Raw genomic sequence first — 15,408 nt, forward strand, 5'->3', positions numbered from 1 at the left:
CGTCGCGCCTGATCGGCCGGGTCGCTCGAGATGGGGCCGCCGCGATCGCGCCGCCATCTGGGTTGTGGTTGTTTTCGCAAAGTGAATATGGCGAAAACTCCATTCCCCGATTAGATGGAAATATCTGGATTCTCTTTTGCATCAATGCAAAAATGGGCGCATGGCCGATCTCAACGACATCGCTGTTTTCGTGAAGGTGGCGCAGTATGGCAGCTTCAGCCGTGCGGCCTTTTCCCTCGGCATGCCGGTTTCAACCGTCAGCCGGAAGGTGACGTCGCTTGAAGAGCAGCTCGGCGTGACGCTGCTGCAGCGCACGACCCGCAAGCTCAGCCTTACCGCGCAGGGTCGAGCCTATTACGACAGGTGCAGCGAACCGCTCGCCCATCTTATGGACGCCGAGCAGGCGCTGACGGAGACGCAGAGGAAGCCGGAAGGCTTGCTGAAGATCTCCGTGCCCGTCATCTTCGGGCAGGACGTCTTCTACGAATTCATCTCGTCCTTCCTGAGGACATATCCCGATATCCAGATCGATCTCTTCGTCACCAACCTTTTCCTCGATCTGGTCGCCGAGAATGTCGATCTCGCCATTCGTTTCGGCGAACTCAAGGATTCTTCCATCGTCGCGCAGCGGCTCGGCCGGAGTGTGCGCTATCTGGTTGCGACAACCGACTATCTCGAGGGCAGGGCGCTTCCATCAAAGCCCGAGGACCTGAAGGATCATCGATGCGTGCTCCTGAACGGCCGCAACGGCGAGGCGGATTGGCATCTTGTCAGCGGCCGCAAGTCGGCCCACGTGCGCGTGTCCGGGCCGGTCTCCAGTCGGGACTTCGAGGCGGTCAGCGCCTTTACCTATCGCGGCCACGGTATCGGGCTGCTGCCTTCGACCTATTGCGACGAAGAGATCAACCGAGGCGAGCTCATTCGCCTGCTGCCGGACTGGTCCTCGCCGGAAATCTTCGTGCACGCCGTCTATCCCACCCGCCGCTTCCTGCCGCTGCGCCTGCAGGTTTTTCTGGAAGCGCTGAAGGCGTGGAAGAACCCTTTATGGTCGCCTTTGCGTTGAGGTCCTGGAAAGCTGCATGGCAGGAGAGTCTCTCTCTATGAGTTCCCCGCAGCGGCCTTGAGGGGCAAGGCAGGCGCTCCTGATATCACCGAAAATTGAAACCCCGCACGAGGCCGGGCGTCCTTCGCCGGCCAAGCTGTGTTACATTTCCCTGCTCGATGCGCGGGGATTTGCCGATGCTGACCACACTTGCGGTGCTCATGGGTCTTACCGGAGTCGTGCCGACAGCTGGGGCGGGCGCAAACGAAGTTGATGTGACGCTGGTGCTTGCCGTCGACACCTCGCGGTCAATGGATTTCGAAGAGATCGGCATTCAGCGCGACGGTTATGTCGAGGCGCTCAAGCACAAGGAATTCATCGATGCGGTCAAGGGCGGGCTCACCGGCCGCATCGCCATCAGCTATTTCGAATGGGCGGGCTATGTCGTCCAGGATTCGATGATCGACTGGCAGGTGATTGAGACGGAAGCGGATGCGATCGCCTTCGCCGATAAGCTTGGCGCCCGGCCGATAGCCACGCAACGGCGCACCTCGATCTCAACAGCCATCGATCAGGGCGCCAGCATGATCACCACCGGACCCTTTCGCGGCAGGCGTGAGGTGATCGACGTCTCCGGCGACGGTCCGAACAATTCCGGCAGCCCGGTGACGGGCACCAGGGACAAGGCGATGGCGTCGGGCATGATCATCAACGGGCTGGCGATAATGCTGCGTCCTTCCGATGCTCCCGGAGGGCTCGACAAATATTACGCCGATTGCGTGATCGGCGGCCCCGGCAGCTTCGTGCTGCCGGTCCACAGGATTGAGGATTTCGCCATCGCCGTGCGCCGCAAGCTGGTGCTCGAGATCAGCGGCATTTCACCCTCGCCGACGGTGGAGAGGATAGCCGCCGACGCGCCGACGTCGGACTGTCTGATCGGCGAGAAGCAGTGGCGGGATATATTCGATCGGTGAGTCGCGACCTGATGAGCCCGGAGAGGGTATGCCGTGTGGTTGTCACATGGCATACCGATAAAGCAAAGAAGAAAGCATCTGCCGCTTGAAGAGCCTCACCTTGAGGTGCCGACGGGCAAGGCGGCTGCTCCGTGCCGCCACCTATAACGGCAGCTGCCTGCCGGTCTGTTCGCTGACCATGTATTCGGCGTACCAGTCCGGCCAGTTCTCGTCGTGTTTGCCGCCATTGCGCTTCTCGTGTTCGCCGTGGGCCTCGGCGGCGCGGCGGAGGGCGGCGGCGAGGTCGCTCGATGTCGAGAAGGCGGTCTCATCGGCGTCGATGCGTCCCGGCAGGCGTGTGGTGACTTCCTGGAACAGCCAGCCGTTGCCATCGGGATCCTTGAACGAGGCGAAGGAACGATAGCTGCGGTGGTCGGGGTCGCGGCCGGCGATGCGCAGGCGCCCGAAGAGATAGGGCTCGTCCTTGCCGGCGTAGACGCCTGAAGCATCGTGGAAGACCTCGCTCACCTCGACGCCGCGGGCGATGAGATCGCGCCTTGCGGCCTCGACGTCGGAGACGATGAGATAGAGGCCTTGGGCGGAGCCGGGAGCGGCGGCGGTGACATTCTTGCCGAAGATGATCGCGCAACCGGAGCCCGGTGGGGTGAACTGGATCACGCGGAAATCGGCATCATTGGCGAAGTCGGCGTCGAGCCTCCAGCCAAGGCTCTCGTAAAAACGTTTGGCGCGGTCGACGTCGGAAACGGGAATGACGACCACTTCGAGCTTGGTGTCGACCGGTCGTGTTTTCATGGATTCGGTTAGGGGTTCACTGCGCATTGCATTGCTCATCTTCAGCTCCCTTGAGGTTTGGACGCATTAAGAATGGCGATACATGTCAGGAGCGAGTGGACCACAGCGCGGGTGGAGCGTCGAATCAATTCTTCAGTCGACATGAAGAAGACGGCGGGCCATCCCGCCGTCTGTTGCGCTAGCTTTTAAGCAGCAAGGGCGGCGCGCGTTTTGCCGATCATCAGAGCGGCGCGCGCAGCCTCACGGCCCTTCTCGACGAAATGAGCGCGGTAGATCTGCGTGTGATGCTCGGTTTCCTGATAGTGATGCGGTGTCAGTGAGACCGACAGCACCGGCACGCCGGTATCCATGCCGGCGCGCATCAGGCCATCGACCACGGCCTGGGCGACGAACTCGTGGCGGTAGATCCCGCCATCGACGACGAAGGCGGCGGCAATGACGGCGGCATAGCGCCCGCTCGCGGCAAGATCGCGCGACAGCAGCGGCATTTCGAAGGCGCCGGGGACGTCGAATACGTCGATCTGTTCGGCGGGAACAAGCTGTTGGAAACCTTCGAGCGCACGGTCGACGATATCGGCGTGCCAGCCGGCTTTGACGAAGGCATAACGGGTGGGTGTCATGGTAATCTCCTTTGGCGTACAGACACATCACCCAAGGCGATCACGAGCATCCGCAGCCAGCCCGGAGGGCAGCAGCAGCGCACGTTCTCTTTCATCCGGACTATGACCGTCGGCTCAGGCATCTCACCTGATCTGCTGACCCTTCCGAGGAAGGCGCTCGCGGGCTCGCAATCGAAACTGCATACCGCCGGTAGGGACTTTCACCCCGCCCTGAGAACGGCGCGGACAATAGGGCCAAGGCGGCGGGCTGGCAATAGGGAAGACGTTTTCGTCGGTGGTGGTCATTTGCCCTTCGCTTTCGCTCAAGGCGTTCGTTGCTGATGCTCCTCACCCCCCTCATCTGCCCTGACGGGCATCTCTCCCCGCTGGGGCGAAGGCGAGCAAGTTGCCTGTCCGCGCTTTCACAAGCGACGTTTCTGAAAGGAGCAAGACGCTACCGGATCCCCCTTCTCCCCCCTTGCGCAGCGTGCGCATCCACCTACATGCTTCCGCTGAGGACATCCATGTCGAAAAGGCATGCTGCTCCGCCTCATTGAGGGGTAGAGCAGCAACCATGGGAGAGAGCGATGCCAGAATCTTTCGTCGTGCGCCGCGAGGCGCATCTTGCGGCGCCGCCGGCGGCGGTGTTTGCACTGATGACCGATCCCGAGAAGATCCTGCGCTGGATGGGGACGGAGGCCGAGGTCGAGCCGGAGCCGGGTGGGCTCTATCTCGTCAACGTCACCGGCGCCCGTTTTGCGCGCGGCTCGTTTCGCGAGGTGGTGCCGGTGCATCGGCTTGCCTACAGCTTCGGCTGGGATGGCAGCGAGGTGGTGCCGCCGGGATCGAGCCTGGTCGAGATCGACCTGATCGAGCAAGGAGGCGGAACGCTTTTGCGGCTCACCCATAGCGGTCTGCCGAGTGCGGAGCAATGCGCCGGTCATGAGGAGGGCTGGGCGCATTATCTCGGCCGGCTCACGGAAGTCGCGGCCGGGCGGGACCCGGGTCCAGATCCTTTTTACGGAAGGACATGAACGGTTTTCGGCAGGCGACGGGATGCTCCCCAAGCGCTTGACGCTGCGGGAAGAACGGTCCGCTGCGGTCAAAAAAAGTGCTGCTTTATCGTCCGCAAACATGAACGCGCAGTTCATCTCCAGTTCAATTTGGCGGTCCTAAGGTGATTGCGGCTGGATGAAATGGAGTTTTCGATGAAGGCACTTTCTATCGCGGCTGCCTTGCTCGCTGGCAGCCTCTCGATTGGCACAGCTCAGGCGATGCCGATCGGGGCAATCAAGGTTGAGAGCACTGTCACAAAGGTCGACTACGCCTGTGGTCGCGGCTGGCATCTGACCCGCTGGGGCGAATGCCGGCGCAACTGGCGCCGCCCGCCGCCTGTAGCTTTCTATGGCGGTCCGCCCCGCTGGGGCTGGGAGCGGCGTCATCGCGATTGGGATGGCCCGCGCTGGCGCTATGAGGGGCGCTGGGACCGCGAACGCCGCTGGCGCGATGACTACTAAAACTTTTTGACAGAGGCAAACGAACGAGGGCCGGTGCGATGTTTCGCCCGGCCTTTATCAGCTGAAATAACGCTGCGCTCAGATGCGGCTGACGAGCCAGTGCTTTCCGTCGATCAGTTCTTCGAGCTCGGCCGGATCCTTGACACCGAACTCGAACCATTCGACGAGTTCCTTCGCCTTCCGTTTGCTTTCTTCGGCTGTAAACTCGATCCCATAACGCGCGCACCAGCGCCGAAGGATCGACGTCAGCAGGGTCATGTCATTCCCGTCCAGCGGGTCTTTCGGCCAGTATGTCGTGCCCATAGCAACCCCTCAATCGCTAATGACAAGTTCGCACATAATCGAATCAATGTCGCGCAATTTAAAGGTGTTTATTGGGTTGTTTTCCACCGTGATGAATGGTTTTCCACAGAGTTGTTGGGAGGTGGGGTTGACAGGGTTGCGGAGGGAATCGGCGGGGGCAAGTGCCGATAGGAAATCCACCACAGGTGTCTGGCTGATGTCCCGGGGTTGCCCGCGTCCTGTTGCAATGCCAATGTTAACTCATGGATCTGCCTTCCTCCATTGCCTGGCTGATTGACGAGGCTGCGGCTTCGCCCGGCCCCGAACGGTTTCTGGCCGAGCTCGGGCGCCGGCTGCTGGCCGACGGCCTGGAGCTTTCCGGCGGCGCGCTGACACTTTCGGTGCCGCATCCGATCATAGCGCGGCGCAGCTGGCTGTGGCGGGCGGAAACCGGAGCCGTCATTGAGGCGCTGGGGTTTGCCGCCGCACCGCAAAGCGATGCCGGGCGCGAATGGCTAGCCGGGCTCGGGCCGGTTTGGGAGGAGAGGATTGGAGCTTCGCGGGACGGCGCCGTGCTCGGCTGGGCGGGCATCGGCAAGGGGGCAGGGGCGGACGAATTTTCTCCTGATGAAGCCGCGCGGCTGCAGGACGTCGCGCGTTTTGCTGCGGCGCCGCTCGCAGTCCTTGCGGCGCGGGAAGCGCAGGCGGCGCTGCTGGAAGCCTACCTCGGCCGGCGCAGTGCGGCTCGCGTTCAGTCGGGTGCGCTCGCCCGGGGCACAGGCGAAACCATTCGCGCCGCTCTTCTCTGCGCCGATTTGCGGGATTTCACCGCGCTTTCCCAAGTGACGGAGCCGCAGGCGATGATATCCGCGCTCGACGCTTATTTCGACCGCGTCGCCGGCGCCGTGCATGCCTTCGGCGGCGAGGTGCTGAAATTCATCGGTGACGGCGTGCTGGCGATCTTTCCCGTCACTGCTGCTTCCGGCAACGGGGCAGGAGCTGATCGAGAGGCCTGTGAGGCGGCGCTTCGGGCTGTCGCCGCCTGCCGCGCCGGCATGGTTCATCTCGATCGGATGCGTGAGGCTGAGGGGCTGGCGCCGCTGCCCTTCGGGGCTGCCCTGCATTTCGGCGAAATCCTCTGGGGCAATATCGGCGCCGCCGACAGGCTTGACTTCACCGCCATCGGCCCGGCGGTCAATCTGGTCAGCCGGCTGGAAGGGCTCTGCAAGCCGCTCGGCCACAGCGTGCTGATCTCAGGCGCCGTGGCGGCGAATACCCGGGCTGCGCTGACGCCGCTCGGCGAGCACGCCCTGCGCGGCATCGCCGAGCCGTGCGCCGTCTTCACTTTGGCTGAGGATTGAGCCTGAGATGGGAACTGTCCGCTTGTGCAAGCAGTGCCGTCCCTTCCCAGAAACTGCGCAAAAGAATCATGATTGTTAAACTCCGCTTTTTTGGCTAAAGCCTCTGCCGGTCAGAGGAGTTTTCAGATATGACTCGATACGCACATAAATTTTTCTCGGCCCTCGGCCTGTCCGCAATGCTCGTGGCAGGGGCCGCGCCGGCCGACGACGGCAAGAAAGTCTCGGTCGTCGACGATCGCGGCGTCACCATCGAAGTTCCGGCACAGCCGAAGCGCCTTGCCTCGATTTCCTATTTCGCAGATGACGTCGCGCTGGCACTCGGCATCAAGCCGGTCGCCAGCACCTATATGACGAAAGGCCGCGAGCCCGAATTCCTGCTGGGCCTGACTTCCGGAATGAAGCAGATCGGCCAGCGCGCTAAGCCCAATCTGGAACTTCTCTCCGAAGCCAAACCGGATCTGATCGTCGCGATCCGCCGCTATACGGTCGGCAATGCGGCGCAGCTTCAAAACATCGCGCCCTACGTCGCCTATAATATGGAACTGCTCGAAGAGAGCTACAGCGAGACCGCCGCCCTTTCCAAGCTGCTCGGCCAGCCCGAACGCGGCGAGCAGCTGAACGCCGAATTCCGCAAGCATCTTGCGGAATTTGCCGCCAAGGCGCCGAAGGGCGTTCACCCGCGCTTCCTGATCATGTGGGGCGGCGCGACACCCTTCGCCTTCCACACGGAAAATACCTCGGCCTCGATCGTCGCCGCGATCGGCGGCGACAATGTTCCGGGGCCGAAAACTCCGGGCGGCGAGTTCGGCATCGACCTCAGCCTCGAAACCATGCTCGAGAAGGATCCGGAGGTCATCTTCGTCTATGATTCCGGCCCGGATCGCCCGCATGAGAGCAACCCGATCTGGTCGCAGCTGTCGGCAGTCAAGAACAACCGCGTCTTCTACGTCGGCGACCAGTGGGTCGAGACCAACGGCCCGATCGCCCGCGAAATCGTGCTGCGCGAGGCTGCGCACTACCTTTACCCCGACACGTTCCCGGCTGTCGATGTCAAGGCCGAGGCTGCCAAGCTGATCCCGGCCGAACTGCAGAACTAAGTCCAAGGAAAAGGCCTGCGATGAGCCCCCGGCAATCATTCCTGGCCATAGGGCTCATTGTCGCCGCCGCGATGCTGGCGGCGATGCTCGGCTTGCTGGTTGGCGCTAAGACGCTTTCGGTCGAGACAGCGCTGCGCGTGCTCCTGGCGCCCGACGGCAAGCTCGAATCTCTCCTCGTCTGGACGCTGCGGCTGCCGCGCAGCCTGGCGGCGGCCGCCGGCGGGGCGGGCCTTGCCGTTTCCGGCTACTTGCTGCAGACGCTGACGCGCAATCCGCTGGCCGATCCCGGCATTACCGGCGTGACATCCGGGGCGGTCGCGCCGATCGTCTGCTGCTTCGTCTTTCTGCCCTGGCTTTCGCCTGCCTATTATCCCTTCATCGGCCTTGCCGGCGGGGTCTTGGCTGCCTCGGTGACATTCTGGGTTTCGCGCGGCGGGCAGGGGCGGCCGCTGCAGCTTGCGCTCGGCGGCGTCAGCGTCTCGCTGTTCTTAAGCGCGATCACCACCTATGTGCTGCTCTTGACCGGGCCGCAATCGGCATCGCTGCTCTTCTGGCTCGCCGGCGGCTTCCAGGGGCGCAGCTGGTCACATGTCCTCTATATGCTGCCCTGGACGATCGCCGGGGTTGCCGGGGCGCTCCTTCTGCGGCGCGTCATCGGCATGTTCATGCTGAGCGATCATGCGGCGGCCGGCATGGGCCTGCAGCTCGGTCTGTGGAAGCCGCTCATCCTCATTCTTGCCGTCATTCCGGTCGCGGGCGTCGCGCCGATCGCCGGGCCGGTCGCCTTCGTCGGCCTTGCCGCTCCCCACATCGCCCGGCTGCTGAAACCCCGCGGCACGGGTTGGGAGATCGGGTTGAGCGCCTCGCTCGGCGCGCTGATCGTGACCGTCGCCGATGTTTTCGCGCGCAGCATCGCCATCCCGCGTGAACTGCCGGTCGGCATCGTCACCGCATTGCTCGGTGGTCCGGTCTTCATCTATCTCGTCCAACGCGGGCGGCTCAGCCTCGCGGGTGAGACGCGATGAGCGCGCCGGCATCGACATCGGCCGGTCAGGCAAGCTTCGGCATGACAGCTGCGCTCGCCGTATTAACAGTCCTCTCAATTGCGGCGACGATCTTTCTCGGCGTCGCCGACATTCCCATGGGGGACGTCGCGGCCGTTCTGAGCGGCGGCGGCTCGGCGGAGGCGCGGCTGATCATTCTGGATATCCGGCTGCCGCGCATCGCCACCGGCATCCTAGCCGGCATTCATTTTTCGCTGGCGGGATATCTCTTGCAGACCATCACCCGCAATCCGCTTGCCGATCCCTCGCTGATGGGCGTGTCGCAGGGAGCGACACTGTCGGTGACGATCTTTCTGCTGTTTACCGTCTATATTTTCGAGCCCGGCTCGAACACGCTGGCCGAACTGCCGGTCGCATGGCTGCCGGCGGCAGGGCTTGCCGGCGGCCTACTCGCCGGCGGCGTCATCTATCTGCTCGCCTTCCGCCTCGGCCTCAGCGCGCTACGCATCACGCTCTGCGGCGTGGCGGTCGGCGCGGTGTTGCATGCGGTGGCGATCGGCCTCATCGCCGGATGGGGATCGGCCCGCATCGAGATCATTCTCGAATGGCTATCCGGCAGCCTTTACGCCCGCAGCTGGGATCACGCGCTCTTCCTGCTGCCCTTCACCATCGCCGGCCTCACCATGCTGCCGGTGATCTACCGGCCGTTGATGCTGCTGCAGTTCGATGCGCCCGTCGCCCGGTCCTTCGGGCTCGGCTATCGCAGGCAGTTCTCGATCGTGCTGATCGTCTCCTGCGCGCTTGCGGCAAGTGCCGTCGGCGCGGTCGGGCCGATCGTCTTCGTCGGCCTCATCGTGCCGCATCTCGCTCGCTTCCTGGCCGGGCGGAATTTTAGGCTGTCGCTGGCGCTGACGATCGTGCTCGGCGCCGTCGTCGTCGCGCTCGGTGATCTCATCGGCCGGCTACTCGGCCATGCCGAGGAAATCCCGATCGGCGTGGTCACGGCCGTTTTCGGCGTGCCGCTTCTGCTCGCGCTGCTGCGCAAAACCATGTGAGGCCGAAATGCCATTGTCCTGTTCCCACCTCACGGTGATGTACAACAAGCGCAAAGCTCTCGACAGCTTCAGCCTTTCGCTCGAAAAAGGGGAGATCCGGGCGCTGATCGGGCCGAACGGCTCTGGCAAGAGCACGGCGCTGCATGCGCTGGCCGGTCTCATCCGGCCGGCGGAGGGCAGGGCGTCGCTCGACGGCGTTGCCGTCGCTTCCATGTCGCGCCGGATGCTGGCGAAGAAGCTTGCTTTCCTGCCGCAGCAGCCGACCGCGCCCGACGAGATGACCGTCGCCCAGCTCGTGCGCCAGGGCCGCTATCCCCATGTCGGTCTGTTCCGCTCTTACGACAGCCGCGACGAAGAGGCGATCGAATGGGCGCTCGAAAGCACCGGCCTGTCTGATTTTGCCGATCGTAGCCTGCGCGAATTATCCGGCGGGGAGCGACAGAGGGCGTGGATTTCGGCCGCTCTCGCCCAGGAGGCGGAAATCCTGCTGCTCGACGAGCCGACCTCCTTCCTCGATATCGGCTATCAGGTCGAAGTGCTCGATCTCGTACATCGGCTGAGCCGCGAAAAGGGCGTCACCGTCGTCATGGCGATCCACGACATAAACCAGGCGATCGCCGTCAGCGACCGCATCTCGCTGCTCGAAAAGGGGCAGCTCAGGTTCGACGGCGCGCCACGCGAGCTTGCCGAGCGCAACCTCATCCAGGACATCTTCCGCGTCAGGGGCCGTTTCGTCCTGCTCGCTCCAAATAGTGCGCCGCATTTCGATGTGGAACTGATGAAACTTCAGCCAGCAGTGTTTAGCGCTTGACCAGCCTGAAGACGATTTTTGTTTGCGTGTAGTAATTCAGCGCATCGGCAAAGTCCGGCGTCCAGCCATCCGCGACGAAGGGAATGAATCCGTCATATTCGAGTTTGCGGGCGGAGACGTCGAAGCCTGCCTTTTCGAAGGCGCGGCCGTAATCGGTGATCGACCGATCCTGAACGACGGTATTGGTGCGGTTGGCGACAAGCTCGCGCCATTTCGGCCAGAGCGGATTGTCCGTGTGGCAGCCGGTCACCGCATAATAGACGCCGCCCGGCTTCAGTGCCTTGCGGATATCGGCAGCGTGCGCGTCGATGTCGGGGACGAGGTAAATGACCTCGTGGCTGAGGGCGAGATCGAATTCGTCGCTCCAGCCCTCCAGCCTGCCGCCGACCTGATGCTGGATCGGCAGATTGCCTTTCAGCGTCTCGGCCTTGGCAATAGAGGTTTCGGCGATGTCGATACCCAGCGCCTTGCGGAACGGGCGGATCGCATAGAGATGCCGCAGCAGGCCGCCCTGGTTGCAGCCGAAATCGAGCACGCTCTTTTCGGAAAGGTCCCGCTCGAGCATGAGATCGATCAGGTGGCGCCAGATCGGAGCATGCCCATCGGCCATCCTGTCTTCGGCATCGGGGTCGATATACCACGTGCCGATGTTTTTCTGCGCTTCCTCAGCCATCCCTTGCCCTTGTTTCATGCGGATCGTGGCGATGCTCTTAGGGCGCGTGATGATGCTTGACTAGGGCCGAAGCCGGTTTTCAAGCGCCTTTCGGAGGTCGAATAGTTTTGCAACGAAATATTTGCAAAGATATATTTGCGATTATATGATGGGTCATGAAAGAGCAGAAGTCCGAACCTGCCGCCGATGCTGTTGCCTCGCGCACCGTCAGCCGTGTCGTGCCCGAACCGACTGCGCTGAAGGCTCTGGCGCATCCCGTTCGGCTGCGCATGCTCGGCATGCTGAGGATCGACGGCCCCGCCACTGCGACGCAGCTCGCCGTTCGGTTAGGCCTGAACAGCGGCGCGACCAGCTATCACCTGCGCCAGCTCGCCCAATACGGTTTCATCGAGGAAGCGCCGCATGTCTCGCGGCGCGACCGCTGGTGGCAGGCCCGCCACGAGCTGACCTCGGTTCCCCCGAGCGAATCCGAAGGCGAGGCGCTCGATCTCGACATGGCCTTCAACCAGGCGGCTCTCTCGCTGCAGGTCGGCCAGATGCAGCAGGCGCTGGAGGAATATGCCGAGCTGCCGGCGGAATGGCGCAGGGCGACAACGGCCGACGACATCATCATCCCAATGACGGCGGAACAGGCCGAGGCTCTGACGAAGCGGCTGACAGGCATCATCCTTAAAGCGATGCGGGCCGCCCCGCCGCTGGGGGAGGCGACTTCCCGGAATCCTGGCATGGTTCCCTTCTATGTCATGCTGCACGCCTTCCCCTATCCGGGCCGGCTGCCGCACTGCGAGCGGGAGGACGAGCGGTGAGAGAAGGCAGGCCATTCCTGGCGCTTGCCGCCGCAGAGACACTTTCACTTTCTGGCACCCGGGTATCGACCATCGCCATTCCCTGGCTCGTGCTGAGCGCCACAGGCAGCCCGATGCTGACCGGGCTGACGGCGATGATGGAGATGCTGCCTTATGTGCTCGCCAAGGCGCTCGGCGGGCCGCTGATCGACCGCATCGGCGCCAAGCGCATCGCGATCATCTGCGACACGGCCTCCGTGATCGCGGTCGGGCTGGTGCCGCTTCTCGATCTCTTCGCTGTGCTGACCGTGCCGGTGCTGCTGCCCCTCGTCTTTGCCATGGGTGTGCTGCGCGGGCCCTCCGATGCCGCCAAGCAGGCGATGGTTCCCGATATCGCTGCGCTGGCAGCCGTGCCGCTCGAGCGGGTGACCGGCACCTCCAGCGCCATCGAACGGCTGGCCTCAACGGTGGGCGCTGCCGGCGCCGGCGCATTGATCGGGTTGATAGGCCCGGGTCAGGCGCTCCTCGTCAACGCCGCCACCTTCGCCGCCGCAGCGCTGGTCGTCGCGACCGGCATACCCGGCATGCGGCGCGCTCCCGATCGGTCCGTCGCGCCGTCGGGCAAGCTGCCTTCCTATCTCGACGATCTCCGGGAAGGCTGGCGTTTTCTGCGCAGCGACGCCGTGCTCGTCAGCATTGTCACCATGGTGGCGATCACCAATCTGCTCGATCAGGCCTATCACGCCGTGCTGCTGCCCGTCTGGACGAAGAATGCCGGGCATGGGCCGGAGCTGCTCGGAGCGATGTTTGCCGTCTTCTCCGGCGCTTCCATCGCGGGCGCGGCGATTGCCGCTGTTATCGGCGAACGCATGCCGCGTCTGATCGTCTATACCGTGGCCTTCCTCCTGACCGGATTTCCGCGCTTCCTGGTGCTCGCGGTGGATGCGCCGCTCGGCTCCGTGTTTGCAACACTCGCAATAGCAGGCTTTGCCTCCGGTTTCCTCAACCCGATCCTGTCGGCGGTGATCTTCGAGCGGATCCCCAAACCGCTGACCGGGCGCGTCACCGCGATGAACACCGCCCTGTGCTTTGCTCTCATTCCCTTCGGCGGCCTCGTCGGTGGCGCGCTGATCAGCACAATCGGGCTTGGCGCGGCGCTGCTCCTCTGCGGCCTCGCTTACCTCGCCGCGACCCTCTCTCCGCTGGCGCTCAAGAGCTTTCGCGGTTTTGACAAGGCGGTGGCATCAGCGCCGCGCGGGCCTAGCCTTGACCTCCGATTTCCTCGATCAACAGATCGATGAAGCAGCGGACGCGCGGCTCCAACACGCCTTTGTCGGAATAATGCGCCACGATTTTCGTGTCGTCGGTTTCTAGATCAGGGAGGACTTGCCGGAGACGGCCGGCGGTCAAATCGGCGGCAATGAGGAAGTTCGGCAGGAGCGCGATCCCGAAGCCGGCCAGGGCAGCGTCGTGGAGGGCTTCACCGCTGTCGAGTCTCAGGCGGCTGCGCCCCTGCGCCTTGATCCAGCCGCCACCGCTGCGAAAGCGCCAGCCCTGCCTTTGGCCGCGGCTGGTGAAGAACAGGCAGTCATGGGCGGCCAGATCCGCCATATCATTGGGGACGCCGCGTTCGGTGAGATAGGAGGGCGAGGCGCAGAGCAGCACCTTGTCACTGGCGATCACGCGCGTGATCAATCGGCTCTCGGCGGCCGACGACTTCGCGCCAATCCCGATCGCCAGATCGAAGCCATCCTCGACGATGTCGGCGGCGTGATCGGTGAAGCTCACTTCGACCTGCACGTCGGGCCACGTGCGAAGATATTTTTCGAGTAAAGGGAGCATGACCAGCCGCCCGAAGACATCGGGAACGGCGAGCCTGAGAACGCCTCGCGGCAAACCAGTTCGCCCCGCAATGCTCGCCTCCGCCTCGTCGACCGATGCCAGGATCTGCAGCCCCTGGTCATAGAACACTCGTCCTTCATCAGTCAGGCTGAGTGTCCTCGTCGTGCGGTTGAGCAGGCGCGCGCCGAGCCGCTCCTCGAGGCGGGTGACGGCCTTTCCCGCCGCCGAACGGGAGAGGCCCATGGCCTGCCCCCCGGCGATAAAGCTTCCGGCATCGACGACGGCCATGAAGATCAGGATGTCGTTCAGGTTCGTGCGCGGCATGAGGCAACTCGAGCGATTCGACTGCAGCCTTAAGTCGGTCGCGACGTGACCGATTCAAGGCTCGCATCATCAACGCCGACCGCGCCAGTTAGGTCCCGGGCGCATCGAAATGATGCCGGCCAACGACTGCTGCCGTTTCGCATTACGCATGTCGACGGCTCGCGCCAAGCCTCGCCGTCAGCGCCAGCCGAGCGCCGGAGCGACGTGAGCGAGGGTCGCCTCAATGACGTGGGCGTTGTAGTCGACGCCGAGCTGGTTGGGTACGGTGAGCAGCAGCGTGTCGGCCTCAGCAATCGCCTCGTCTTCCGCAAGCTGCTTGATGAGCACGTCAGGTTCGGCAGCGTAGCTGCGGCCGAAGATGGCCCGCGTCTTCTCGTCGATGAAGCCGATCTTGTCGCCTTCGTCGTTGCCGTAGCCGAAATAGGCGCGGTCTCGGTCGTCGACCAGCGCGAAAATGCTGCGGCTGACCGAAATCCGCGGCTGGCGCGTGTGGCCGGCTTCCTTCCAAGCTTGACGATAGGCGCGGATCTGGCTGGCCTGCTGGACGTGGAATGGCTCACCGGTCTCGTCGTCCTTCAGCGTCGAACTCTGCAGGTTCATGCCGAGCTTGGCCGCCCAGACGGCGGTGGCGTTGGAGCTTGCGCCCCACCAGATCCGCTCACGCAGGCCTTCCGAATGCGGCTCGAGGCGCAGCAGGCCCGGCGGGTTTGGAAACATCGGCCGCGGGTTCGGTTTGGCGAAGCCTTCGCCGCGCAGCACTTTGAGGAAGACTTCGGCATGATGCCTGGCCATGTCCGCCTCGCTCTGACCTTCCGGCGGGCCGTAGCCGAAATGGCGCCAGCCGTCGATCACCTGGTCGGGCGAGCCGCGGCTGATGCCGAGTTGCAGCCGCCCGCCGGCGATAAGATCCGCAGCACCGGCATCCTCGGCCATGTAAAGCGGGTTCTCATAGCGCATGTCGATAACCGCCGTGCCGATCTCGATCCGGCTGGTCTTGGCGCCGACGGCGGCAAGCAGCGGAAAGGGCGCGGCGAGCTGCCGGGCGAAATGGTGCACGCGGAAATAAGCCCCGTCGGCGCCGAGCTCCTCGGCCGCAACGGCAAGGTCGATCGACTGCAGCAGCGCGTCACCTGCCGAGCGCGTCTGCGATTGGGGCGAGGGCGTCCAGTGCCCGAACGAGAGAAATCCGATCTTCTTCATGGCGCGCCTTTTATCCGTTGCATCTCTTGGTGGATTGGTCATCGCATAGC

At 63.6% G+C, this 15,408-nt stretch carries 17 protein-coding genes and 1 riboswitch; of the genes, 11 read left to right on the plus strand and 6 right to left on the minus strand.

Annotated features, from left to right (window positions below; all coding sequences use genetic code 11):
• Positions 1-160 precede the first annotated feature (160 nt).
• The gene (locus tag PH551_RS02110; protein WP_285191657.1) at positions 161-1,063 is read left to right on the plus strand and encodes a LysR family transcriptional regulator; all 903 of its coding nucleotides are present in this window, start codon (positions 161-163) and stop codon (positions 1,061-1,063) included.
• 176 nt (positions 1,064-1,239) lie between these two features.
• Positions 1,240-2,016 carry a DUF1194 domain-containing protein gene (locus PH551_RS02115; RefSeq protein ID WP_285191658.1) on the plus strand — a complete coding sequence of 259 codons (777 nt, stop codon included), beginning with the start codon at positions 1,240-1,242 and terminating at the stop codon, positions 2,014-2,016.
• 141 nt (positions 2,017-2,157) lie between these two features.
• Here PH551_RS02115 and PH551_RS02120 read toward each other — a convergent pair whose 3' ends face one another.
• Both PH551_RS02120 and PH551_RS02125 read right to left on the minus strand, forming a co-directional pair.
• The gene (locus tag PH551_RS02120) at positions 2,158-2,847 is read right to left on the minus strand and encodes a VOC family protein (RefSeq protein WP_285191659.1); all 690 of its coding nucleotides are present in this window, start codon (positions 2,845-2,847) and stop codon (positions 2,158-2,160) included.
• A gap of 146 nt (positions 2,848-2,993) precedes the next feature.
• Complete coding sequence (locus PH551_RS02125; RefSeq protein ID WP_064694549.1) at positions 2,994-3,428, minus strand: 6,7-dimethyl-8-ribityllumazine synthase; 435 nt, start codon at positions 3,426-3,428, stop codon at positions 2,994-2,996.
• 79 nt (positions 3,429-3,507) lie between these two features.
• Positions 3,508-3,650: riboswitch (FMN riboswitch) on the minus strand.
• A 344-nt stretch (positions 3,651-3,994) separates the two neighbouring features.
• Between PH551_RS02125 and PH551_RS02130 the strand changes: the two genes are divergently transcribed.
• The gene (locus PH551_RS02130; RefSeq protein ID WP_097598074.1) at positions 3,995-4,441 is read left to right on the plus strand and encodes an SRPBCC family protein; all 447 of its coding nucleotides are present in this window, start codon (positions 3,995-3,997) and stop codon (positions 4,439-4,441) included.
• A gap of 174 nt (positions 4,442-4,615) precedes the next feature.
• The gene (locus tag PH551_RS02135) at positions 4,616-4,924 is read left to right on the plus strand and encodes a GCG_CRPN prefix-to-repeats domain-containing protein (RefSeq protein WP_097598132.1); all 309 of its coding nucleotides are present in this window, start codon (positions 4,616-4,618) and stop codon (positions 4,922-4,924) included.
• 78 nt (positions 4,925-5,002) lie between these two features.
• Here the strand turns inward: PH551_RS02135 and PH551_RS02140 are convergent, their stop codons facing one another.
• The gene (locus tag PH551_RS02140; protein ID WP_064803538.1) at positions 5,003-5,227 is read right to left on the minus strand and encodes an alpha-amylase family protein; all 225 of its coding nucleotides are present in this window, start codon (positions 5,225-5,227) and stop codon (positions 5,003-5,005) included.
• Positions 5,228-5,469: 242 nt separating this feature from the next.
• Between PH551_RS02140 and PH551_RS02145 the strand changes: the two genes are divergently transcribed.
• The 5 genes from PH551_RS02145 (at position 5,470) to PH551_RS02165 (ending at position 10,534) form a co-directional block, all read left to right on the plus strand.
• Positions 5,470-6,567 (plus strand): adenylate/guanylate cyclase domain-containing protein, encoded by a 1,098-nt coding sequence (locus PH551_RS02145; protein WP_285191660.1) that lies wholly within the window; start codon positions 5,470-5,472, stop codon positions 6,565-6,567.
• A gap of 128 nt (positions 6,568-6,695) precedes the next feature.
• The gene (locus PH551_RS02150; protein ID WP_285191661.1) at positions 6,696-7,664 is read left to right on the plus strand and encodes an ABC transporter substrate-binding protein; all 969 of its coding nucleotides are present in this window, start codon (positions 6,696-6,698) and stop codon (positions 7,662-7,664) included.
• A gap of 20 nt (positions 7,665-7,684) precedes the next feature.
• A complete protein-coding gene (locus PH551_RS02155) occupies positions 7,685-8,689 on the plus strand; it encodes a FecCD family ABC transporter permease (RefSeq protein ID WP_285191662.1) in 1,005 nt (334 codons plus the stop codon).
• Positions 8,686-9,723 carry a FecCD family ABC transporter permease gene (locus tag PH551_RS02160; RefSeq protein WP_285191663.1) on the plus strand — a complete coding sequence of 346 codons (1,038 nt, stop codon included), beginning with the start codon at positions 8,686-8,688 and terminating at the stop codon, positions 9,721-9,723. The genes PH551_RS02155 and PH551_RS02160 overlap by 4 nt, the downstream gene beginning before the upstream one ends.
• Positions 9,724-9,730: 7 nt before the next feature.
• A complete protein-coding gene (locus PH551_RS02165) occupies positions 9,731-10,534 on the plus strand; it encodes an ABC transporter ATP-binding protein (RefSeq protein ID WP_285191664.1) in 804 nt (267 codons plus the stop codon).
• On the opposite strand, the gene PH551_RS02170 is transcribed toward PH551_RS02165, so the two are convergent.
• Positions 10,524-11,207: a class I SAM-dependent methyltransferase gene (locus tag PH551_RS02170; protein ID WP_285191665.1), complete on the minus strand. Its 684-nt coding sequence runs from the start codon at positions 11,205-11,207 to the stop codon at positions 10,524-10,526. The genes PH551_RS02165 and PH551_RS02170 overlap by 11 nt on opposite strands.
• Positions 11,208-11,362: 155 nt before the next feature.
• Here PH551_RS02170 and PH551_RS02175 point away from each other — a divergent pair, with 155 nt between their 5' ends.
• On the plus strand, positions 11,363-12,013 hold the full coding sequence (locus PH551_RS02175; protein ID WP_285191666.1) for an ArsR/SmtB family transcription factor: 651 nt from the start codon (positions 11,363-11,365) through the stop codon (positions 12,011-12,013).
• A complete protein-coding gene (locus tag PH551_RS02180; protein ID WP_285191667.1) occupies positions 12,010-13,293 on the plus strand; it encodes an MFS transporter in 1,284 nt (427 codons plus the stop codon). Before PH551_RS02175 ends, PH551_RS02180 begins: the two co-directional genes overlap by 4 nt.
• On the opposite strand, the gene PH551_RS02185 is transcribed toward PH551_RS02180, so the two are convergent.
• Positions 13,253-14,158, minus strand: coding sequence for a LysR family transcriptional regulator (locus PH551_RS02185; RefSeq protein WP_285191668.1), 906 nt, complete (start codon positions 14,156-14,158; stop codon positions 13,253-13,255). The two genes, PH551_RS02180 and PH551_RS02185, sit on opposite strands and share 41 nt — an antisense overlap.
• A 177-nt stretch (positions 14,159-14,335) precedes the next feature.
• Positions 14,336-15,358: an LLM class flavin-dependent oxidoreductase gene (locus PH551_RS02190; protein WP_285191669.1), complete on the minus strand. Its 1,023-nt coding sequence runs from the start codon at positions 15,356-15,358 to the stop codon at positions 14,336-14,338.
• Positions 15,359-15,408 lie beyond the last annotated feature (50 nt).

The organism is Rhizobium atlanticum (assembly GCF_030182485.1).
Taxonomy (GTDB): domain Bacteria; phylum Pseudomonadota; class Alphaproteobacteria; order Rhizobiales; family Rhizobiaceae; genus Rhizobium.